The 21644-nt window shown below is 66.3% G+C and carries 16 protein-coding genes and 3 pseudogenes; 14 read left to right on the top strand and 5 right to left on the bottom strand.

Translation table 11 applies throughout. From position 1 onward, the window contains the following. Nucleotides 1–195: 195 nt before the first annotated feature. Nucleotides 196–1209 carry an NAD-dependent epimerase/dehydratase family protein gene (locus DK389_RS08355; protein ID WP_109888769.1) on the bottom strand — a complete coding sequence of 338 codons (1014 nt, stop codon included), beginning with the start codon at nt 1207–1209 and terminating at the stop codon, nt 196–198. A gap of 349 nt (nt 1210–1558) precedes the next feature. Between DK389_RS08355 and DK389_RS08350 the strand changes: the two genes are divergently transcribed. After that, nucleotides 1559–2869 carry an NAD-dependent epimerase/dehydratase family protein gene (locus tag DK389_RS08350; RefSeq protein WP_162560565.1) on the top strand — a complete coding sequence of 437 codons (1311 nt, stop codon included), beginning with the start codon at nt 1559–1561 and terminating at the stop codon, nt 2867–2869. 116 nt (nt 2870–2985) lie between these two features. Here DK389_RS08350 and DK389_RS08345 read toward each other — a convergent pair whose 3' ends face one another. Together DK389_RS08345 and DK389_RS08340 are read right to left on the bottom strand one after the other, a co-directional pair. After that, nucleotides 2986–4122 (bottom strand): polysaccharide deacetylase family protein, encoded by a 1137-nt coding sequence (locus tag DK389_RS08345; protein ID WP_210206744.1) that lies wholly within the window; start codon nt 4120–4122, stop codon nt 2986–2988. A 288-nt stretch (nt 4123–4410) separates the two neighbouring features. Then, nucleotides 4411–6000, bottom strand: a complete 1590-nt coding sequence (locus DK389_RS08340) for a glycosyltransferase family 4 protein (RefSeq protein WP_109888763.1) — start codon at nt 5998–6000, stop codon at nt 4411–4413. 286 nt (nt 6001–6286) lie between these two features. On the opposite strand from DK389_RS08340, the gene DK389_RS08335 reads away from it, so the two are divergent. From DK389_RS08335 to DK389_RS08325, 3 genes are all read left to right on the top strand, one after another. Then, nucleotides 6287–7027 (top strand): sugar phosphate nucleotidyltransferase, encoded by a 741-nt coding sequence (locus tag DK389_RS08335; RefSeq protein ID WP_109888761.1) that lies wholly within the window; start codon nt 6287–6289, stop codon nt 7025–7027. Between the two features lie 83 nt (nt 7028–7110). Then, nucleotides 7111–8253 carry a DegT/DnrJ/EryC1/StrS family aminotransferase gene (locus DK389_RS08330; RefSeq protein WP_109888759.1) on the top strand — a complete coding sequence of 381 codons (1143 nt, stop codon included), beginning with the start codon at nt 7111–7113 and terminating at the stop codon, nt 8251–8253. Continuing rightward, nucleotides 8234–8989 carry a sugar transferase gene (locus tag DK389_RS08325; RefSeq protein WP_109888757.1) on the top strand — a complete coding sequence of 252 codons (756 nt, stop codon included), beginning with the start codon at nt 8234–8236 and terminating at the stop codon, nt 8987–8989. The genes DK389_RS08330 and DK389_RS08325 overlap by 20 nt, the downstream gene beginning before the upstream one ends. A gap of 203 nt (nt 8990–9192) precedes the next feature. Here DK389_RS08325 and DK389_RS08320 read toward each other — a convergent pair whose 3' ends face one another. Further along, nucleotides 9193–10566, bottom strand: a complete 1374-nt coding sequence (locus DK389_RS08320) for a nucleotide sugar dehydrogenase (protein WP_109888755.1) — start codon at nt 10564–10566, stop codon at nt 9193–9195. A gap of 439 nt (nt 10567–11005) precedes the next feature. Beyond that, the gene (locus DK389_RS08315; protein WP_236960740.1) at nt 11006–11788 is read right to left on the bottom strand and encodes a trypsin-like peptidase domain-containing protein; all 783 of its coding nucleotides are present in this window, start codon (nt 11786–11788) and stop codon (nt 11006–11008) included. Between the two features lie 422 nt (nt 11789–12210). Here DK389_RS08315 and DK389_RS08310 point away from each other — a divergent pair. The 10 genes and pseudogenes from DK389_RS08310 (at nt 12211) to DK389_RS08265 (ending at nt 21644) form a co-directional block, all read left to right on the top strand. After that, nucleotides 12211–14093: pseudogene (locus DK389_RS08310) on the top strand (methanol/ethanol family PQQ-dependent dehydrogenase). 140 nt (nt 14094–14233) lie between these two features. Further along, on the top strand, nt 14234–15148 hold the full coding sequence (moxJ, locus tag DK389_RS08305) for a methanol oxidation system protein MoxJ (protein ID WP_109888751.1): 915 nt from the start codon (nt 14234–14236) through the stop codon (nt 15146–15148). Nucleotides 15149–15193: 45 nt separating this feature from the next. After that, complete coding sequence (moxG, locus tag DK389_RS08300) at nt 15194–15787, top strand: cytochrome c(L), periplasmic (RefSeq protein ID WP_109888749.1); 594 nt, start codon at nt 15194–15196, stop codon at nt 15785–15787. A gap of 84 nt (nt 15788–15871) precedes the next feature. Further along, on the top strand, nt 15872–16162 hold the full coding sequence (locus tag DK389_RS08295) for a methanol dehydrogenase [cytochrome c] subunit (RefSeq protein WP_109888747.1): 291 nt from the start codon (nt 15872–15874) through the stop codon (nt 16160–16162). A 62-nt stretch (nt 16163–16224) separates the two neighbouring features. Continuing rightward, entirely contained in the window at nt 16225–17259 is a 1035-nt protein-coding gene (locus DK389_RS08290; protein WP_109888746.1) for an AAA family ATPase, read from the top strand. 10 nt (nt 17260–17269) lie between these two features. Further along, the gene (locus DK389_RS08285) at nt 17270–18112 is read left to right on the top strand and encodes a DUF58 domain-containing protein (RefSeq protein ID WP_109888744.1); all 843 of its coding nucleotides are present in this window, start codon (nt 17270–17272) and stop codon (nt 18110–18112) included. Between the two features lie 6 nt (nt 18113–18118). After that, the gene (locus DK389_RS08280) at nt 18119–19024 is read left to right on the top strand and encodes a nonribosomal peptide synthetase MxaA (RefSeq protein WP_109888742.1); all 906 of its coding nucleotides are present in this window, start codon (nt 18119–18121) and stop codon (nt 19022–19024) included. Then, nucleotides 19021–20073, top strand: coding sequence for a vWA domain-containing protein (locus DK389_RS08275; protein ID WP_236960739.1), 1053 nt, complete (start codon nt 19021–19023; stop codon nt 20071–20073). Before DK389_RS08280 ends, DK389_RS08275 begins: the two co-directional genes overlap by 4 nt. Next, nucleotides 20070–20659 (top strand): annotated as a pseudogene (locus DK389_RS08270) (MxaK protein). The gene DK389_RS08275 and the pseudogene DK389_RS08270 overlap by 4 nt, the downstream one beginning before the upstream one ends. Next, nucleotides 20656–21644, top strand: a pseudogene (locus DK389_RS08265) (vWA domain-containing protein). Before DK389_RS08270 ends, DK389_RS08265 begins: the two co-directional pseudogenes overlap by 4 nt.

Raw genomic sequence — 21644 nt, 5'->3', positions numbered from 1 at the left:
AGCATCGGCGCGCCCTGTCAATCGGGCACCCGTATTGCAGCGGAAGCTTGCGCGGTCTCACCCTCGGCGAATCGGCTTCAATTCAGTGGCCGATCCGCACTTCGAGCGCGTCGCCAAATGGCGCGATGACATCTCCGCACGTTCGACCGTGCCTGCGCAGCCCGCCGAGAGATGGCTCCCCTTGTGACGCTCCCGTCATCGATCGCCGAAATGATACTCGCGGTACCAATCAACGAAGGCTCGCACGCCCGTCTCCACGTTCGTAGAGGGACGATATCCGGTCAGCTCCTGCAGCAGCGATGTGTCGGCGAAGGTCTCCGGCACATCACCCTTCTGCATGGGCTGATCGATGCAAACCGCCTCGCGGCCAACGTTTGCCTCGATCGCCCGGAGGAAGGTCAACAGGCCGACCGGCTGGCTGTTGCCGATGTTCACGACGCGGAATGGGGCGGCCGGGCTGGTTCCCAGCGATGTGGACGACGCCTCGCCCGCCTTGTGATCGGGCACGCAGGGCATCAGACGAACGATCGCTTCGACGAGATCGTCGACGAAGGTAAAGTCACGGCGCATGTCACCGCCATTGTATAGGTCGAGTGGCGAACCTTCGAAGATGGCCTTCGTAAACTTGTAGAGAGCCATGTCCGGCCGGCCCCAGGGGCCGTACACGCTGAAAAATCGAACAATGGTGATGGGTTGGCCCCACAGATGCGCGTAACAATGCGCGATGTCCTCAACAGCCTTCTTCGTCGCCGCGTAGAGCGTCAGCGGATAATCGCTTCGATCGGTCTCCGCGAAGGGCATCTTGCGATTCGCCCCGTAGACTGAACTCGTCGATGCGAAGATTGCGTGCCGGACAGGCTTCTCCCGCAGGCACTCCAGAAGATTGTAGCTCCCAATGACGTTGGCATCGATGTAGGCCCGCGGGTTCTCGAGGCTGTAGCGGACGCCGGCCTGAGCGGCGAGGTGGATGACCGCATCGAATGGTGGCCCGTCGAACAATTCCTTGAGCCGCTCGCCGTCCGCGAGGTCGAACTCGCAGCGTTCGAAGCCCCGCATCTCGCTCAACATATCGTGGCGACGCCGCTTGAGCACAGGGTCGTAATACGTCGTCATGGCATCGACGCCGACCACCTCGGCGCCGTCGCGAAGGAGCGCCCGCGAGACGTGAAATCCGACGAAACCCGCTGATCCGGTGACGAGAACGCGCATAGACCGCCTCTTCCCTGGAGAAAACAAGCATCCCGCGTCCGTGCGGCTTCGATCCGATGGCGAGGATGGGACAGTGTCAGATGGCGACGATGCGTCGAGCCGCGATTCCCGCGCCAGGAGGCCCGACGTTGAAGCGTCTCGCACCGCGCTGAGGCCATCCACTCTCGACAGATCGCTCACATTTGCGTGTGTTTCGTCCTGGAGATGTGTGATTCGTTGATTTCGGCGGGCTTGCGTCCAAGCCAAAGCTGGTGCGTACAGTGTTCTTTGAGCATTGTCATGTAAATTACTACCCTCGTACTAGTCCTAATTTTTCACGCGGCCGAGTTTAAAAGCGACTACATACGATTTGAGCGAACTCTATCGCGCGAGCGTCGTGGACGATGATCGATGCAGGCGACGTGGTCACCCGCCTGCAGAATACGCGGGGACTTCGCGTTTCCGTTTCCACCACGTTTCATCGCAACGGCAGTGGGCGCGCGGAATCGACGGCATTCTGAAGGAGCAGCGTATTGTCATGCATTCTGAAGCCATCACGAACGGACGCTTCGATTTCACGCCGCAGCCGGATCCGCGAGCGAATGGCAACGCCGCAGTTCCGGCCGCGGCATTCGAGCGCGAGGACGAGAGGGTCACGGAAGTCTTCGGAAGCGGTCGGAATCGCCGCATCCTGCTGATCGGCGGCGGCGGATACATTGGCGTGCCGGTCTCAACCGAGTTGCTGCGCAGCGGATTCCGTGTCCGAAGCATCGACAACTTCGTCTACGGACATCAGGCCAGCGTCTCGGGCCTTCTTCTGAACCCCGGCTACGAGATGTCGGTCGCGGATCTCTGCGATCAAATTGCCCTCCGCACAGCTCTCGAAGACGTGACGGATGTCGTCGTTCTGGCAGGCTTGGTCGGCGATCCGATCACCCGGAAATATCCCGATTGTTCACGAAAGATCAACATCGATGGCATTCAACGATGTTTCGAAATATTTGACACTTGCAAGCTGAACAAAGTAATATTCATCTCGACTTGCTCAAACTACGGCGTGGTTGCGGGCGATGCGCTGGCCACTGAGCAGACTGAATTGCGGCCGCTCTCCCTCTACGCGGAAGCGAAAGTCGCGGCGGAAGCGGCGCTGATGGAGAGGGGACGCGGCGACTATCATCCGACCGTGCTGCGCTTCGCGACCGCATTCGGGGCCGCGCCGCGGATGCGGTTCGATCTGAGCGTGAACGAATTCACACGAGATCTGTTTCTCGGCCAATCGGAACTAGATGTCTACGATCCCGACACTTGGCGCCCGTACTGCCATGTTCGTGACTTTGCACGGTTGATCGATCTGGTGCTGCGGGCTCCGGCCGAGCGCGTCTCCCACAAGATCTTCAACGCAGGTGGTGAGCGCAACAACAAGACCAAGCGGCAGATCATCGAACACATTCTCGAACGCCTTCCCGACCGCAGGGTGCGTTACCGCGATCATGGTGGCGATCCCCGCAATTACAGGGTCGATTTCAGTCGCGTCAGTCGAGAGCTGGGTTTCGAGCCGCAACACTCGGTGTCGGACGGCATTGATGAGATCATCGCCCTGATCCAGGCCGGGTTCTTCAACGATGTTGACATGCGGCGAAACTATTACGGCAATTATCACCTCGACCACGCCGATGGCTGAGCGGACAGGCTGAGCGATCGCGCGGAGTGTGCCCGCCGAAGGGTGCCCTCCTGTAGCGGCAAGGCCTTCGCCTCGTCTGATACGTCCTCCCCCTGGCTTGCCCCGAGGCGGGCTGTTCAGGCGAACCGCAATCCTTGCGTCGGCTGGGGCGCCGGCAACCGCGCCAGCGACGCGGTCTCTGCCATGGTGCGGCTTTCCATCCCGTAAGTGTCCCGCAATCTCGCGAAATGCGAGAGGATTTGATCCAGCACAGCCAGATTCTCCGCGAGGTCCGTGCCGAAATTCTCGGGATGCCACCAAAGATGGAAGATTTCGTCGCGGCGCGCGGCGTTTGTCATTGCCTGCCTGATCCGGCGAAGGCGCAGAGGCTCCAAGAGCCGCAGGCGCCGCGACCAAGGCCGCAGGAACATGCTCGCCGGCACCGCGACCGGGAGACGGCCGTCATCATCCGCCGAAATCACGTAGCTCTGGTGTCCGGACAGGTTGAGATACGCGTCGGCCAGTCGGGCGGCGCGGATCCATATCCTCTGCCGTCCATCCGGGCGGGCGCGATACATCCAGCCGCGCTGATTGCTGCGATAAACAGTCAGCCCGAATTCGCGGCAGATCGACAGGTAGGCCGGGTTGTACTGATTTCTCGGAAAGACCAGGGACGTCAAGGTGATGTCGAAGGACGAGGCGGCCTGTACGGCAGCCCTGAGATCGTCCCGGAACTCATCGGCGGTCTGCCCAGCCTCCAGGGCGTAGTAGTGGGAGAACGTGTGGGTTCCGATCTCCTGTCCCGGGCAATCCTGGATCCGGCGCACGAGCGATCCGGCGAAGTGGTAAGGATCGTCCTGCTCCGTCGAGCCGATCGCGTCGAGCGTGGGATAGGGCGAGAGATGCGCATTCTCGTAGCGCGGCTTCGCAGCCGGCACGGCTGCCATCATCTCGTCCTTCGCGTCGAAGAACAGCAGGCCGACGGTCGCCCAAGTTGCTCGAATACCCTGGGCAGCAAACCTGTCGAGCATCTCGCCGACTGCGCGGCGGCCTCCGAGAAGGTTCGCCTGATCGTGCGCGAGGATGCGCTTGTCGCGAACGCCCCAGAACAGCTCAAAATCCAACGAGATGACGAACGTTCCGCCCATCCAGGGCTCCTTGATCTGCGAAAATCGTTCACGTTCCCGGTCAGCCGCGACCGGGGACACATCGCCGGCGCCGAGATGGCCATTTCGTCCGCAGCGCGGATCCGCCTCGCAGGTGCGGAATTGCACCGAGCCAGTCGCGTGATCCCGTGCCGCACCGCCTCGGTGCAGGGGCCTTCTCAGTCAACGATCGAGTGGTTCCCCCTAATCCCGAATAATACGAAAGGATTATCGGGACTCAAGCCGAACGTCCTCTCAGTCGGATGTGACCAGCGCAAGATGGCCGCAGGGCGAATAGCTTGGCGGCTGCGGTCCGCACGACACCGGTGCGTGATTCGCAACGCGCTCCCCGCGCCCTCGACGATTCAGCCCTTCCACTCGACTTGCCCATTGGGCCACGGTCAGCGCGGCCTGGGTTCAGGCGATGCCGAAGCGCACAGCCAGCATCCTCAAGCCACGATGTGATCGCATGTCGCGCATCCTTCCACGCAGTCGCGCGTCCTGCGGTGTCGGATACTCGGATCGAACCTCGATCCGCCGCGCCGGACTGTATCTCTGGACCGGCGGACGAGGCGGATGCCTCTCGAAAATTGCTGCGCGGCGAGGCCGATCTCGCCGATCCAGGAATGCTCGGTCAGGGCTCCTGCACGACGCTGCGCCCCACGCGGTCGGCTTCGGACAACGCGGGCCGAACGGGGGCTTCGTCCTCCGCGGCCGGTGGCCGCGTATGCGGGCTTGCCTGGGCCTGATCGGCTGCGAACCAGGGGGTAGGGCTTCCCCGGTCCAGTCTTGTCGCGAAACGGCGGAGTCCGGGCCGGCATCGGCGAGCGCGGCCTCATGCTCCGTGACAGGGGCGTCCTGGATGACGTCGCGATAGAGGCGGATATACGCCTGGGTCGTGCCGGCGAGATCGAATTCTCGGCGCACCATTTCGGCGCCCTGTCGTCCCATCGTTCGGGCCAGTTCGGGATCGTCGAGCAGCGTCAGGATCTGCGCGGCCAGAAACCCGGGATCGCGCGGAGGGATCAGCAGGCCGTTGAAGTGCGACCGGACGACGGCCATGCATCCCGGCATGTTGGTCGTGATGATCGGAAGGCCGGCGAGCGAAGCCTCCAGCAGGACGCGGGGGAGTCCCTCGCGGAATTCCGTCGGCAGAACGAAGAGATCCGCTGCTCCGAGCAACGCGGGAATGTCGTCACGCGGACCGAGCCAAGTCACGTAGTCCGCGTGTCCGGCGATCTCCTCCGCCGGTATGGCGAAGCGTCCAGCTTCCTCTAACGGTCCGACAAGCAGAAAATGGACATCCTGCCGCACTTTGTGCACGAGATCGGCTGCCGCCAGCAGCGTTGCGATGCCCTTCAGCCGGGTCATCCGCGTGACGGTGATGACGACTCGAGCCGAGCGCAGGCCGAGCGCCGCACGGATCGCCTCCGGATTCTCAGCCTGCCGACGCGCCGCGTCGAAGCGCGCCACGTCGACACCCGATCCGCCGATGATCCGCGCAGTTTCGCGTCGGGCCATGCGGTGCTGCACGAAGTATTCCTGGTCTTCCGAATTCTGGAACACGGTCAAATCGGTCTGCGGGTCCGCGACGCGCTGGAGCGAGCGGTAAACGGGGCGCAGCATCCAGGCGGACAGCGAGTTTGCCGAGAAGATCCAACCCATCCCGTTGATCGTGCGCACGAGCCGGAAGCCGCCTGCCCGGCGCTTCGCGAGGGCGACGAGCAGATTGGGCTTCGTGTCGAAGGTCTGGACGAGGTCCGGCCGGACGTCGCGGATGATGCGGACGAGCGCTCCGATGGCCCGGAGGTCGTGCCGCGGGCTCAAGCTGCGTCGAAAGTCATAGCGATGGTAGGGAATGCCCATCTCGGCGAAGGGAGCGGGGTTCCCGCTTCCCGCCGCGACGGCGTCGAAGCCGGCGTCTCGCAATCCGAGCAGGAATGGGATGCGCAGTTGGTGGTCGTCGCCACCAATGCACAGCAGGCGGGGCTTCGGACGCAGACTCATCACTCACCGTACGGGCCCGCGCAGAGCCGATCTCTCATCCATCGCGGACAGCCGCGGACGAAGCTTTCCAAGGAAAGCGGCCGTTTCCATCCCCTTCCTGCAGAAGCACCGCCAGCGGCAGCAATCTATCAGTTGGTCCAAATTTAATCGCAGGATTGTCTGAGTAAATAAGGAAACTAGTCGTATATCGGCGTATTCATCCTTTTGGCTTATTGCGCCCGAACGGCCAAGCGATAAAATCCGACGGGAAAAACTGCGGCTTGTGTTCCTGTTTTGAGGGCCACCCATGAAAGCAGTGATCCAATGTGGCGGACGAGGGAGCCGCCTCATGCCCTACACGATGGTGCTCCCGAAGCCGCTCATGCCGGTTGGCTCGCGCCCGGTCCTGGAGCTGTTGATCGGCTGGCTATGCCGCAACGGGATCTCCGAAGTGATTATCACGACCGGATACCTTGGATGCTTGATCAAGACCTTGTTCGGTGACGGTTCGAAGTGGGGCATCGACATCACCTATACCGACGAGGTCGAGCCTCTCGGCACGATCGGACCCCTGTCCCTCCTGCGCGACGTCCTCGACGAGCCCTTCGTCGTGATGAACGGCGACGTGCTGACCGACCTCAACTTGGCGCGGATGATCGATTTCCACGCCCGGATGGATGCCAGCGTCACGATCGCGACGATCGCCCGACAGACGAAGCTCGATTTCGGCGTTCTCGAAGGGCCCCCGAACGGCCGGATCCAGGGCTTTCGCGAGAAGCCCTGCCTGACCCACCACGTCAGCATGGGCGTCTACTTCCTCCAGCCTGACGTGATCCGACACATACCGCGCGGAATGCCGTTCGGTTTCGATGACCTGATCCTCCGGCTCCTGTCGCTCAAAGCCAAGGTGGTCTCGTATCGCCACGACGGGCTGTGGCTCGATATCGGCCGTGTCGAAGACTTCAAGAAAGCTCAGGAACTTCCTTGGAACGACCTCCCGCCGGCTTACGAGGCGATCCAGGAATTCGCCGAGGCCGCTCTGGTGTGATGCAGGTGCGGACGTCGCAGGCCGCCCCGGGCGTCCGGTGCGGCGGACGGTGACGACCAAAATCAACAACCGCTGGGGGGACGATGCTGCGCGTATCCGAACCGATTCTCGGTGCCGAGGAACGATCCGCCCTCGTCGACGTCATCGACAGCGGCTGGATCACCATGGGCCCGCGCGTTGAGGCATTCGAGGCCGCGTTCGCGCGGGCGCATGATGCGTCCCACGCCATCGCCGTCAATTCGTGCACGAGCGGCCTTCATCTCAGCTTAGCGGCGCTCGGAATCGGGCCGGGCGACGAGGTGCTCGTCCCCTCCCTGACCTTTGTGGCGACCGCAAACAGCATCCTCTACACGGGAGCGACGCCCGTCTTCGTCGATATCGCGTCCTTGGAAATGCCGCTCCTGTGCGCCGCGGACGCGGCGGCGAAGGTGACGCCCCGCACCAAGGCCGTTCTGCTCGTACACTTCGCCGGTTACGTGCTCGATCGCGAACTTTGGACCGCCTTCGCCCGCGAGCATGACCTGATCCTGATCGAGGATGCCGCGCACGCGGCAGGCGTGCGATCGGCAGGCACGTTCGGAGCGGCCGCCATCTTCAGCTTCTACGGCAACAAGAACATGACGACCGCCGAGGGCGGCATGATCCTCGTCGCGGATGAATCGCTCGCCGAACGCATGCGTCGGCTCCGCGCGCACGGCCTCACCTCGACGGGCTACGAGCGCATGGCGGTCCGCGCCTCGACCTACGACGTCCCGATGCTGGGTTTCAACTATCGGATGGACGAGTTGCGGGCGGCCCTGGGCATGGTGCAACTGCGGTCGTTGTTTGACTGGAACGAGAAACGCCGCCGCCTGACCCAAGCCTATCACGAGATCCTCCGGGCGCAGGGAGACACCGTCGTCCTTCCCTTCGCGCGGGAATTTGGGGCGCGAGGCGTGGAATCCTCCCATCACATCCTGCCGGTGCTTCTGCCGCCCGACGCTCCGAGGCCGGCCGTGATGCGGCGGATGATCGAGGACGAAATCCAGACGACCATCCATTATCCCCCCTGCCATCACCTCAGCTACTACGAGCGAACGCTGCCCGGCATCCTCCTTCCGAAGACGGAGGAGTTCGGCCGACGCGAACTGACGCTTCCACTCTATCCCGGCATGACGATCGACGATGTCGAGCGTGTATGCGTGAGCCTGCAGGGTGCCGTCCGCTATGCCCGCCACGAAGCTTGAGGCGCCGACGATGCGACCGGCGCAAGCGAATTTCGCTGCCGAGGTTCCGATGGCTCGGCTCGCTGGCCGACGGCTGATCGACGTCGGCATGGCCGCCTGCGGCCTGATCCTGCTCGCGCCCCTCTTGTGCCTGATCGCGTGCGCGATCGTCGCGGAATCGCGCGGGCCGATCTTGTTCTCGCAGTTGCGGCTCGGACAGGGCGGACGACCCTTCCGCATCTATAAGTTCCGCAAGTTCGATGAGAGGCGAACAGCGAATGGACTCGCCATCACGCTGCGGAAAGATCCGCGCATGACCCGCGTCGGTCGACTTCTGCAGGCGACGAAACTCGACGAGCTTCCGCAATTGTGGAACGTCCTTACGGGAGACATGACGATCGTCGGACCCCGCCCCGAATCCTTGGCCTATGCGGATTGCTTCACAGATCGATGGGCCGACCTGCTGAAACACACGCCTGGCATATTCGGTCCGAACCAAGTGATATTCCGCCACGAAGACGGCATCTTTTCTGCAACATTAGATCCAGATCGTTTTTACCGTTCGATCATGTTTCCACTGAAGGCGGCAATCGATCTGGAATATTTCGACCGCCGCACCTATATGACGGATACGAAGTGCTTCATCGGCGCTCTGCTGGCAATATTTGGGGTCGCTCCGACCCGATATCTCTATTTGCTGCGGCCGCCGGCACAGACGCGCCAACCTGATCTGACGAGGTCCGTCAGGTCAGCGTGAATCGGAGCTTTTCCCTAACGTGCGCCCACCCGTTTCCGCAGATCAAACGACCTGTGGGGCGGGTCCAATCCTGAACTGCTCCGGTCAAGTGGTCGGAGACAATGCGCGGACCGAAGCGCCTCGATCGCGCGAGCGCCACGGCCAGTCGGGCCAGCGCCTCGGGAACCCAACCCGGGCCACGGGCTCCAGGGGCAAAGGGATCGTCAGGCCTTGATGACGTTGCCAGCGGTCACGCCATGACGCTCACAGGCGTTGCGCGTATCCACGATCAGCGGAACACTGCGGCAGAGCTCGGCATAGTCAACGCTGTCGTGGTCCGTAGCCACGAGCGCCACGTCGAACGAAGACAGGATCGACCGTTTCCACTTCACGCTCTTGCGGTCGCTCAGCTCCGGGTATTCGCGCGTTCGCGGGATGACCGGGATATAGGGGTCGAAGTAGTGCGTCTGCGCTCCGCGCCCATCAAGGATACGCATGAGTTTCAAGGACGCGCTTTCGCGAATGTCGTCCACATTCTTCTTGTAGGACATTCCGACCAGCAGGATCCGGGCATCCCTCAGGCCGCGCCCCGTCCGCCTGTCGAAGGCGTCCGCCAGCTTTTCGACAACGTAGTGTGGCATCGCAGTATTGATCTCTCCAGCGAGCTCAATGAACCGCGTCGAGATCTCGTGCTCACGTGCCTTCCACGTCAGGTAGAACGGATCGATCGGGATGCAGTGCCCTCCGAGGCCGGGCCCGGGATAGAACGGCATGTAGCCGAACGGCTTGGTGCTCGCAGCGCTGATCACCTCCCACACGTCGATGCCGAGCGCGCTATAGACAACCTTGAGCTCGTTCATGAGAGCGATGTTGACCGCGCGGAAGATGTTCTCCGTCAGCTTCACAGCTTCCGCCGTGCGGCTGGAGGAGACGGGAATGGTTCGCTCAACCACCTGATCGTAGAAAGCCTTGATCAGTCGGCGGGAACTCGGATCGTCGGCTCCCACGACTTTGGGGATCCTCTGCGTCCCGAAATCGCAATTCCCGGGATCCTCGCGTTCGGGGGAAAAGCCGAGGAAGAAATCCGTACCGCAGGTCAGGCGGGAGCGCTCGAGGATCGTGCGTACGATCTCCGATGTCGTCCCAGGCCACGTTGTCGATTCGAGGACGATCAATTGGTCCCGCCGCACGTGGGCGGAGAGCGCCTCGCATGTTCGCTCGACGAATGTCAGATCCGGCTCCCGGTTGGCCGTGAGCGGGGTCGGGACGCAGATGACGATGACGTCCATCGAGGCGGCTTGAGAAAAGTCGGTCGTCGCTGCCAAGCGGCCCGCTGAGACGGCCTTCGCGACCGTCTCGCTCGTGATGTGGACCAGATAGCTGACGCCGGCGTTCAGTTTCCGGACCTTCTCGTCGTCGACATCGAATCCGAGCACTTCGAAGCCCGCCGTCCAGGCGGCCAAGGCTAGCGGCATGCCGACGTAGCCCATTCCAACGATGCCGACGCGCGCCTGCCGGGTGGAGAGTAAGGTGTGGAGATGATCGATGCGGCCCACCTCGGCGTCGCCGGCATTGGGCTGTTCCAGAATATCGAGCATCCGAGCGCTCCCCACGTCGTGACGACTTGTTGCGGATTGCAGTCTTCCCCAGTCAACAGAGTGTCGGCGATCGCGAAAAAAGTGTAAATCGCTACTAAAAGGATTAAACCTTTTGCGCTAGAGCGGTTTCGAATTCATCGACTGCCCATCTTCTTGGGGCCACGACGGTGGCGCGTCATCCCCGGAGGTATCGGTCGCGCGGGGGACGATGGGTCAGGGTCCCGCCACGATGCGCTCGGCAGCCATGCTTTGCCAAGCCTCGTGGTGGAAGAGCGCTGCGAATCGGTGAGGATGTCGGCTCGCCCGCGGCGAGCGCCTGCAGCACGCGTTCGCTGCCTTCGGAAGGTCCGCCTCGTTTCGAGGGGCGGCAGTCGGTGCGTTGGCCCGCGGCTCACCGATGCCGGCCTCGACGGATCTGCACGCCTTGCGTCGTGCGCGCTCACGGCTGGATGCGCGAGGGGGTCCCGTTCCCCGCGGCTTCGCGGAGCGCTGCGAGAAGGCGCCCCTCGAACAGAAGCGCGGACCCGTAGTGGAACTCGACGTCGAACGGGCGGCGCGAGTTCATCGAGAGGGACGCGCTCTGCAGCGCGATCATCCGGCCGGACGCGTCGAACAGACCCGAGCCCGAACCACCGTAGCCGTTGTTGCAATCGTGCCGGACCCTGCGGATTGCATCCTCCTCCGGCGGGTCGATCTGATGGATCAGGCAGGCTTCGAGGCTGCTGCCGCCGCGGAAGTTCTCGTGCCCGGCGGGGGAGACCATCGTCACGGGCAGGCTCGCCGGTCCGACCGGCAGGTCCGGCACCTGGGGGATCGGCTGGGGCTCCGCACCCTCGACCGGCTCGGCAAGGCGCAGGAGCGCCCAGTCGTCGGTGATGTGCAGGCTCCGGGCGCCCGGGGCAGTGCCGAGCCGGAGCGAGCCCGTCACGAAATCGTAATTGCGGCCACCGATCTGGAAGTAGCAATCCGCCACCTCGCGCGTCACGTCGAGGCGCCGATCGCGGAAATTGTGCGCGTTGAGCACAACGAGATCGGGCGCTCCGACGAGCCAGGCGGCCGCGGCCTTCTGGGACACGCCGTCGGGCCGCCGGCAATAGAGGACGCCCGCCCCGGGGTAGCGCGCGTGATCGCCGCCGCCCATCTCGCGTCGCGTGTCCTGCGGGTAGAGTGCCGCTTCGCGGATCCTCTGGGTTGCGCCCGACGGCGCGGCAAAGAGAAGCATCAGGGCCAGCGCGGCGCCCGCTCCTTCGCCCGCGCTCCAACGCCGTCGCCCGCAACCTCTCAGCATCGGCCAGCCCCCTGCGGGCCGTCCTTGCCTCTCGCAAGAGGACCGTCCGCAGGGAGTTGTTCCGTGGTCGGCGAGGCGGTCAAGTTTCGTCGTAGTCGCTACTCAAAGATCTGCCGACGATTGCCGATTGCTCCCAACCAAAAATGACCGACCGTCTAAAGACAAGCCCCGCATTCCCTGCCTAGAAACGAAGGTGGCTGAAGCAGTAATAAGTTATTCATAAGACACGATCTTTCATATTTTCTTATGAATGCTTTGAGGCGGCAGCGATCCTGAGACCTGCTTCACGCCCACGAACGAGGTTCCGCGAGGCCGAAAGGTCGAGAGACGGAATGGCAAGGCTAGGAGACGCGAGAATGAGCAGGCTTCTGAGTTCGGTCTCGGTGCTCGCCGTGATGGCGCTGGCACCGATCGGGATGGCGGGCAGCGCCGCCGCCAACGACAAGCTCGTCGACATGGCGAAGAGCGAAGACAATTGGGTGATGCCCGGGAAGAACTACGACTCGAACAATTACAGCGAGTTGACGCAGGTTAACAAGGACAACGTCAAGAATCTCAAGCCGGCCTGGAGCTTCTCGACGGGCCTACTCAACGGCCACGAGGGCGCGCCGCTGATCGTGGACGGTAAGATGTACGTCCACACGTCCTTCCCGAACAACACCTTCGCCCTCGATCTCGACGATCCGGTCAAGATCCTCTGGCAGGACAAGCCGAAGCAGAACCCCGCCGCACGCGCCGTCGCCTGTTGCGATCTCGTCAACCGCGGCCTCGCCTACTGGCCAGGCGACGGCAAGACCCCGTCGCTAATCCTCAAGACGCAGCTCGACGGCCACGTGGTGGCGCTCAACGCGCAGACCGGCGAGACGGTCTGGAAGGTCGAGAATTCCGACATCAAGGTCGGCTCGACGCTGACCATCGCCCCTACGTGGTCAAGGACAAGGTGATCATCGGCTCGTCGGGCGCCGAGCTCGGCGTGCGCGGCTACTTGACCGCCTACGACGTCAAGACCGGCGAGCAGAAGTGGCGCGCCTACGCGACGGGTCCGGATGCCGATCTGCTCCTGGCCTCCGACTTCAACATCAAGAACGCCCATTACGGCCAGAAGGGCCTCGGCACCGCCACCTGGGAGGGCGACGCCTGGAAGATCGGCGGCGGCACCAACTGGGGCTGGTACGCCTACGACCCGGGCACGAACCTGATCTACTTCGGCACCGGCAACCCGGCGCCGTGGAACGAGACCATGCGACCCGGCGACAACAAGTGGACGATGACGATCTTCGGCCGCGACGCCGACACAGGCGAGGCCAAGTTCGGATACCAGAAGACGCCTCACGACGAGTGGGACTACGCCGGCGTGAACGTGATGATGCTGTCCGAGCAGAAGGACAAGGACGGGAAGATGAGGAAGCTCCTCACCCACCCGGACCGCAACGGCATCGTCTACACCCTCGACCGGACCGACGGCTCGCTGGTCTCGGCCAACAAGATCGACGACACCGTCAACGTCTTCAAGTCGGTGGACCTGAAGAGTGGCCAGCCGGTGCGCGATCCCGAGTACGGCACCCGCATGGACCACCTCGCCAAGGACATCTGTCCCTCGGCGATGGGCTACCACAACCAGGGCCACGATTCGTACGATCCGAAGCGTCAGGCCTTCTTCATGGGCATCAACCACATCTGCATGGATTGGGAGCCCTTCATGCTGCCATACCGGGCGGGTCAGTTCTTCGTGGGCGCCACGCTGAACATGTATCCGGGCCCGAAGGGTGACCGGCAGAACTACGAGGGACTTGGCCAGATCAAGAGCTACAACGCAATCACGGGCAAGTTCAACTGGGAGAAGATGGAGCGCTTCGCCGTGTGGGGCGGGACGACGGCGACAGCCGGCAACATCGTCCTCTACGGAACGCTCGACGGCTTCATCAAGGCTCGCGACTCCGACAACGGCGACCTGCTCTGGAAGCACAAGCTGCCGTCGGGCGCGATCGGCTACCCGATCACTTACAACCACAAGGGCACGCAGTTCGTCGCCATCTACTACGGCGTCGGCGGCTGGCCGGGCGTGGGCCTGGTGTTCGATCTCGCCGACCCGACCGCCGGCCTCGGCGCGGTGGGCGCGTTCAAGAAGCTCGCCAACTACACCCAGATGGGCGGCGGCGTGGTGGTCTTCTCCCTCGACGGAAAGGGTCCCTACGATGACCCGAATGTCGGCGAGTACGAGCGTCAAGCCTCGAAGTAAGGCCCGAAGGCCGTAAAGAGCCGCCCCGCCGGCCCGACCGGCGGGGCGGCCGTCCCTCCCAGCGCGAGACGAAGCCGTCAAATGGGCACGCCATGCCCCGGCCGCCGCGCCACGATGAATCTCAGAGGAAACGAAGTTCCATGGCGCGCGTCACCCGACGACACCGCGCGGCCGCACCGGCCGCTCTCCTCATCGCCCTCGGCCTCGCCGGGCCCGCATCCGCGCAGGAGCCCCAGGCCCAGGAACAGCGAGTCAAGGAACAGCAGGCCAAAGACGGTGTCGCCGCGCAGATCGCGGATCCGGGCACCCTACGCATCTGCGCCGCCGAGCAGGCGCCGCTCTCGATCAAGGACGGCTCGGGCTTGGAGAACCGCATCGCGACCGCAGTCGCCGAAGCGATGGGGCGCAAACCCGTCTTCGTCTGGTCTGGCAAGCCGGCGATCTACCTCGTGCGCGATGGGCTCGACAAGAAGACCTGCGACGTCGTCGTCGGCCTCGACTCCGACGATCCGCGGGTGCTGACCACGAAGCCCTATTACCGCTCGGGCTACGTCTTCCTGACGAAGGCGGAGGGCGGCCTCGACGTGAAGTCCTGGGCCGATCCGCGCCTCAAGGACGTCGGCCACATGGTGGTCGGCTTCGGCACCCCCGGCGAGGCGATGCTCAAGGACATCGGCCGCTACGAGGAGGACATGGCCTACCTCTACTCGCTCGTGAACTTCCGTGCACCGCGCAACCAGTACACCCAGATCGACCCGGCCCGGATGGTGAACGAGGTGGCGAGTGGCAAGGCCGATGTCGGCGTCGCATTCGCCCCCGACGTCGCCCGCTACGTGCGGGATTCGCAGACGCCGCTGCGCATGACGCCGGTGCCCGACGACACGGTGCGCAGCGACGGCCAGCGCGTGCCCCAGAGCTTCGACCAGGCCATGGGCGTGCGGAAGGGTGACGAGGCCCTGCGCGACGGCCTCAACGCGGCGCTCGCCAAGGCCAAGCCTCAGATCGACGTCATCCTGAAGCAGGAGGGCGTGCCCGTGATGGCCCCCTCGCACTGACGTGCCGTGGCCCCGTCCGCAGCGTTCCCTCAGAGTTTGAAGAGCATGATCAACAGAACACGGGGCGTCGCCGCCCTTCTCGGCCTCGCCTTCGCCACGGCCGGCCTCGCCGCGCTCGCTCAGCCGAGCGCCGGCCCGCAGACCGGCATCGTCTTCCGCAACACGGTGACCGGCGAGACCCTCGACATCGGCCAGGGCAAGGAGGGCGGCCGCGACACGGACGCCGTCAAGACCTTCCTCCAGACGGGGAAGAACCCCTACATCGACGACAAATCCTGCCTGCGCAACGGCGAGAGTCTGTTCGCCACCTCCTGCTCGGGCTGCCACGGGCACCTCGCCGAGGGCAAACTCGGGCCTGGCCTCAACGACAATTACTGGACCTACCCCGCCAACACCGAGGACACGGGCCTGTTCGCCACGATCTTCGGCGGCGCCAACGGGATGATGGGACCGCACAACGAGAACCTCAATCCCGACGAGATCCTGCAAGTCGTCACTTGGATCCGGCACCTCTACACCGGTCCGGTGCGTGATGCGGTGTGGCTGAACGATGAGCAGAAGAAGACCTACAAGCCATACAAGGAAGGAGAGACCTTTCCCAAGGACGTGAAGGGCCAGTGCAAGCCGCTGGACAACTAGTCCGAGGGGAAGTTCGCGCCGCGCTCAACGGAACACGACGGCGCCAGCGCGGCGCGGGAGCGCCGCAAGACTGGAGGAAACATCATGCGGACATTCGTTTACGCGGCTCTACTCGGCGCGGGCGCCCTCGTCGCCCTGCCAGCCCTCGCCTATGACGGCACCAAGTGCAAGGCGCCCGGCAATTGCTGGGAGCCCAAGCCCGGCTTCCCGGAGAAGATCGCCGGATCGAAATACGACCCGAAGCACGATCCGAAGGAACTCAACAAGCAGGCCGAGTCAATCAAAGGCATGGAAGAGCGCAACAAGAAGCGCATCGAGAATGCCAAGAAGACCGGCAAGTTCGAGTACGACGTGGCCAAGATCTCCGCGAACTGAGCGCTCCGCCCGGCGGCCCCCTCCCGCCAGGGGAGGGGGCACGCGACACGAGTTCCCGAGCCATGAACGACATTCGCCGCGGCGACGCGATGCTCACCGACTGGCGCGCGGCGGCCACCCGCTTCGAGCGGGCCGTTGCTGGTGCGGTCCTCGGCCAGGACCGCGCGATCCGCCTCGTCACCATCGCGATCTTCGCGCGCGGGCACGTGCTGCTGGAGGGCGATGTCGGCGTCGGCAAGACGACCCTGCTGCGTGCGGTCGCCCGGGCGATGGGCGGCGCCTACGAGCGGATCGAAGGCACCGTCGACCTGATGCCGACGGACCTCGTCTACCACACCTACCTCGCCGAGGACGGGCGCCCGCGGGTCGAGCCGGGGCCGGTTCTGCGCGCGTCGGAAGATCTCGCGATCTTCTTCTTCAACGAGATCAACCGGGCACGGCCTCAGGTCCACGCCCTTCTGCTGCGCCTGATGGCCGAGCGCAGCCTCGCCGCCTTCAACCGCGAATACCGGTTCCCGCATCTTCAGGTCTTCGCCGACCGCAATCGGGTCGAGCGGGAGGAGACCTTCGAACTGCCGGCTGCCGCCCGCGACCGTTTCCTTATGGAGATCCCGGTCGAGGCCCCGCGCGATGCCGAGACACGGCGCGCCCTCGTCTTCGACCCGCGCTTCCACGACACCGACACGCTGATCGCGGAGGCGGAGCCGAACCTCCTCGACCCGTCGGCGCTCGCCGGCATCGCCTCCGCGATCCAGCACGGGGTCCGCGCGAGCGGGGCGATCGAGGCCTACGTCATCGCTCTCTGGGAGGCGCTCCTGCGCCCGCACGCCGCCGGCATCCGGCTGCCTGCCGTCGACGACATGGCCGGGCTCGTCCAGGGTGGGGCCTCGCCGCGCGGCGTCGCCGCGCTCGTGCGCGCCGCACGGGTGCGCGCGTGGCTCGAGGGCCGCGACTGGCTGGTGCCGGAGGACGTGCGGGCGGTCTTCCCCGAGGTGATGGCCCATCGCGTCTTCCTGGAGCCGGTGTACGAGCTGCGCCGCTCCGCGATCGTGCCGGATCTCTGCAGGGCGGTGTTCGAGACGGTGCCGGCGCCGTGAGGCGGTACGCATGAGCGCGGACATCATCTACCTCCCGCGCTGGCGCGCCCGCGGGCCCCAGGCCGGGGCGCACCGAGCCCGCGACACCGGCGGGCTCGGCACCTTCAAGGATCAGGTGCCCTTCCTGCGGCTGCCGGACGCGCGCCGCATCGACCTGCGCGCGACGCTCCGCGACCCTTTCGAAGGCGTGCATGTGCGCCGATTCGAGGCGCGGATGGCGGTCGAGGTCTGGGCCCTGGTCGATCTCTCCGCCTCGATGCGCTTCCGCGGCGCGACCGGCCGCATGGAACTCGTCGGCGCCCTCTGCCAGGGGCTCGCGGCCTCGACCACGCGCATCGGCGACGCCTTCGGCCTGATCGCCTGCGACGGCGCGATCCGCGAGGATCTGTCGCTCATCGCGACGCGGAGGCGGGCGAGCGCCGCCGAGGCCGCCGCGCGCATCGCCGGGGCACGCCCCGCAGGACGCAGCGCCGCCGGGCTCCTCGCGGCGGCGGCCCGCATCGCCGGCCGACCGAAGCTCGTCTTCCTGATCTCGGATTTCCGCTGGCCCGAGGCGCTCATGGAGCAGGTCTTCGCGGCGCTGAGCTTCCACGACGTCGTGCCGGTGATCCTCGCCGACAGCCGCGAGGCCGAGGCTCTGCCGGAATGGGGCCTCCTGGAGCTGGAGGATCTCGAAGGGGCAGGAACCCGGCTCGTGCTCCTGCGCCCGTCGCTGCGCCGCCGCTGGCTGGCGCAGGAGGGCGAGCGCATGGCCCGCCTCGGCCGTCTCGCCCGCCGCAACGGCCGTGCGCCCTTCCGGCTCGCCGACCGGTTCGATCCCGAGGCACTGAGCCGGCATCTAATGGGAGCCTGAAGCGCCGTGCGCCGCATCCTCTGCCTGATCGCCTGCCTGATCGCCGCCCCAGCCGCCGCGCAGGTTCGCAGCGTCGAGGTGCGCACGCCGCGCCCCTTCGGCCATTTCCTCGGCGATCTCGTGCAGGTGACCGTGGAGATCGAGGCGGAGCCGGGCTTCGCCCTGCAATCCGCTTCTCTGCCGACCCCCGGTCCAGTGACCTACTGGCTCGATCTGCGCGCGGTCGAGCCAGAGACGGTCGGCACGCGCCACCGCCTGCGCCTGACCTACCAGAACTTCTACGCGGCCATCGATGCCCGCAGCCTGGAGGTGCCGGGCTTCCCCCTCGTTCTCGCCAGCGACGGCCCGCACGGGGCCACGACCGCGAGCGCGCAGGTGCCCGGCTGGAATCTCGGCGTCTCGCCCCTGCGCGAAGTCCAGCCACCGCGCCGCGCAGACCCGGCCGAGTACCTGCGGCCGGATGGGCGCGGGCCGCGCCTCCGGCCCGAGCCGATGCGGGATGCGAGCCTCGCGCTGGCGGTCCTGGCCGTCGCCGCTCTCGGCCTCCTCGCCCGCGACCGGGCCTGGTGGCCGTTCCACGCGCGGCCCGCCCGCGCCTTCGCGCGGCCTGCTCGGCGCCTCGCCGCGCTGGCACGGGGACCGCAGACCGATGAGGCCTACCGCGAGGGCCTCATGGCGCTACACCGCGGCCTCGACGCAGCGGCCGGGCAGCGACTGCTCGCCGACGACCTGCCGACCTTCCTCGCCCGCCACGCGGCCTACCGGGGGCAGGGAGAGGGGCTCGGCCGCTTCTTCGCGGCCTCTCGGCTCGCCTTCTTCGGCGGCGCGACCGAGGCCGCCCGGACGCGGCTGCCGCTCGCCGAGGTCTCGGCGACGGCGCGGCGCCTCGCAGAGGCGGAGCGTGCGGCGTGAGCGCGTTCCTCGACCTGATCGAGCGCTATGGAGCGGAGCGGCCGGCTCTGCTCTGGCTGCTGCCGCTGTCGATCCTGCCCCTCGTCGCGGCGCCCCGGCGCCGGACACCCCTGCCGAGCCTCGCCGCCGTGCCCGACGACCCGGTCTCGCGCGGGCTCGACTGGGTTTTGCGGGCGGCGGGCTGCCTCGCCCTCGCTGGGCTCGTTCTCGGGATCGCCGGCCCCTACCGGAACGGTGCCGAGGTGACGCGCACCGGCATCGGCGCCGAGATCTCGATGCTGATCGACCGCTCGGGCAGCATGAACGAGACCTTCGCCGGGCGCCAACCGTCCGGTGCGGAGGAATCGAAGGCCGCCGCTTCCCGCCGGATCCTCGGGGAGTTCGTAGGCAGCCGCGCGCATGACCTCTTCGCGGTGACGGGCTTCTCGACAGCGCCGATGCTCGTCCTGCCGATGACCGACCGGCACGACGTGGTGCGCGCCGCGGTGCGGGCCATCGACCGGCCGGGCCTCGACTACACCAATGTCGGCCGTGGCCTCGCCATGGCGCTCGGCCAGTTCGGGAACGGGCCCGGCAGCGCCTCGCGCGTGCTGCTCCTCGTCTCGGACGGGGCCGCGGTGATCGACCCGCGCGTGCAGGATGCGCTGCGCGCGGCCTTCGCCAAGGTCCGTCCCAACCTCTACTGGCTGTTCCTGCGCACGAAGGGCTCGCCCGGTATCGCCGACCGGCCGGCGGGCGAGGACACGCCGCAGGCCGCGCCAGAGCGCCACCTCGACCTGTTCTTCCGCAGCCTCGGCGTGCCCTACCGGGCGTTCGAGGCGGAAGGGCCGGAGGCGGTCTCCGCCGCGATCCGCCAGATCGATGGGCTGGAGCGCGACCCGATCCCCTACATAGAGCGCCGTCCGCGCCGGGACCTGACCAGCGCCGCCTACGCCGCCGCGCTCCTCGGCCTCCTCCTCCTCGTCATGAGCAAGCTCGCGGAAGCCGATCTCGGTTGCGCGCCGGCGCTCGCCGCGGGGCGCGCGCGAGAGAGGAGGATCGCCGCATGATCCGTCGCCTCGCCACGACGCTCGCGGCGGCCCTCGCCCGCGCCCGCTCACCGCTCCTCGCTGTCCTGCCGGTCGTTCTGCTCGGCGGAGCGCTCGCCGCCGGGATCTCGGCATGGCGGATGGAGCGGGCGAATGCCGGGATCGCCGCCATCGAGGCCGGGCGCGACCTGCCCGTCGCGGTGGACGCGCCCGCGCCCCTGCTTCTCGCCCGCATCCTCCAGCTCGCCCGGCGCGGCGGGACGGAGGAGGCCGAGAGCCTGATCGACGCGCTCGCCATCGAGGGCGAACCGGCCCTCGTCGCGCGCGCGCGCTACGCGCTCGCCAATGCCCGGCTGCGTCGCGCCTTCACGCACATCGAACGCAGCGAGCTCGATCTCGCCGGCCCCTGATCAACCTCGCCCGCCACGATTACCGACGCGCCCTCCAGCTGCGGCCGGATTTCTGGGACGCGAAGTTCAACCTCGACGCGGCCTCGCGCCTGATCCGCGACTTTCCCGAATTCGACCGCCAGATCGGCGACGAGATGAAGGCGGAGCCGAAGAAGATCTGGACCGACATTCCGGGCCAGCCGCGGGGAGCGCCGTGAGGTTCGGCCTCCCCTGGCGCAGGAACCTCGGCGGGCGCCGCTTCCAGGCGCTGGCCGCCGCCGGCCTCCTCGCGCTCGCCACCTTCCTGGTGCCCCCGCTGCGGCTCTCCCGCGACGGAGTGCGGCTGCTGGCCGTGGTCGACATCACCGGCAGCATGAATGTGCGCGACTACGCGGCCGAGGGGCGCCCCGAGAGCCGGCTCGAGGCGGCGAAGGCCGCGCTGCGCCGCCTCGTCGCCGGGCTGCCCTGCGGCTCGCAGGTGGCGCTCGGCCTCTTCACGGAGCGGCGCCCCTTCCTTCTGTTCGAGCCCGTCGAGGTCTGCGCCGACTTCGCCCCCCTCGACGGGGCGATCGCCGGGCTCGACTGGCGCATGGCCTGGGAGGCCGACAGCCGCGTCGCGGCCGGGCTCTACCGCGCCGTTGCGATGGCGGGCGACCTCGACGCCGACCTCGTCTTCGTCACAGACGGGCAGGAGGCGCCGCCGCTCCCCGCCTCCGGGACGCCGCCCTTCGACGGACGCGTCGGCGCCGTGCGCGGCCTGATCGTCGGGGCGGGCGGCTACGCGCTCTCGCCGATCCCGAAATTCAACGATCGCGGCCGCGAGGCCGGCTTCTACGCCGAGGCCGACGTGCAGCAGGAGAACCGGTTCGGCCCGCCCCGGCGGATGCGGAGTCCCGCGAGGGCTACAACCCGAGGAACGCGCCCTTCGGCAACGCGGCGGCGCGCGGCACCGAGCATCTCTCGTCGGTGCGCGAGGGACACCTGAAGGATCTCGCCGCCCGCACCGGGCTCACCTACGCGCATCTCGACGGGCCGGCCTCCCTCGCCGGGCCGCTCGCCGCTGCGGCGACGCCGCGCCCTGTCCCCGGACGCCTGGACCTGCGGCCCTTCCTCGGGGCAGCGGCCCTCATCCTCGTGCTCGCGGCCTACGCCGCCGGGCCGCTCTGCGCCCGCCACGGGCGCCTCACCCTCCGAAAGGCTTGA

The sequence above is a fragment of the Methylobacterium durans genome (genome assembly GCF_003173715.1).
GTDB lineage: Bacteria > Pseudomonadota > Alphaproteobacteria > Rhizobiales > Beijerinckiaceae > Methylobacterium > Methylobacterium durans.
The sequence above is the reverse complement of the archived record's forward strand: the minus strand, read 5'-3'. Positions and strand labels throughout refer to the sequence as shown.

Bases quoted from the DNA above. Each gene is read 5' to 3' on its own strand.
- DK389_RS08315 (WP_236960740.1), bottom strand. From the start codon at position 11,788: ATGCTTCTCTTTGCCGCGCCGTCGGGCGCAACCCAGAGGATCCGCGAA.
- moxG (WP_109888749.1), top strand. From the start codon at position 15,194: ATGATCAACAGAACACGGGGCGTCGCCGCCCTTCTCGGCCTCGCCTTC.
- DK389_RS08290 (WP_109888746.1), top strand. From the start codon at position 16,225: ATGAACGACATTCGCCGCGGCGACGCGATGCTCACCGACTGGCGCGCG.
- DK389_RS08285 (WP_109888744.1), top strand. From the start codon at position 17,270: ATGAGCGCGGACATCATCTACCTCCCGCGCTGGCGCGCCCGCGGGCCC.
- DK389_RS08355 (WP_109888769.1), bottom strand. From the start codon at position 1,209: ATGCGCGTTCTCGTCACCGGATCAGCGGGTTTCGTCGGATTTCACGTC.
- DK389_RS08335 (WP_109888761.1), top strand. From the start codon at position 6,287: ATGAAAGCAGTGATCCAATGTGGCGGACGAGGGAGCCGCCTCATGCCC.
- DK389_RS08325 (WP_109888757.1), top strand. From the start codon at position 8,234: ATGCCCGCCACGAAGCTTGAGGCGCCGACGATGCGACCGGCGCAAGCG.
- DK389_RS08295 (WP_109888747.1), top strand. From the start codon at position 15,872: ATGCGGACATTCGTTTACGCGGCTCTACTCGGCGCGGGCGCCCTCGTC.
- DK389_RS08340 (WP_109888763.1), bottom strand. From the start codon at position 6,000: ATGAGTCTGCGTCCGAAGCCCCGCCTGCTGTGCATTGGTGGCGACGAC.
- DK389_RS08320 (WP_109888755.1), bottom strand. From the start codon at position 10,566: ATGCTCGATATTCTGGAACAGCCCAATGCCGGCGACGCCGAGGTGGGC.
- DK389_RS08330 (WP_109888759.1), top strand. From the start codon at position 7,111: ATGCTGCGCGTATCCGAACCGATTCTCGGTGCCGAGGAACGATCCGCC.
- moxJ (WP_109888751.1), top strand. From the start codon at position 14,234: ATGGCGCGCGTCACCCGACGACACCGCGCGGCCGCACCGGCCGCTCTC.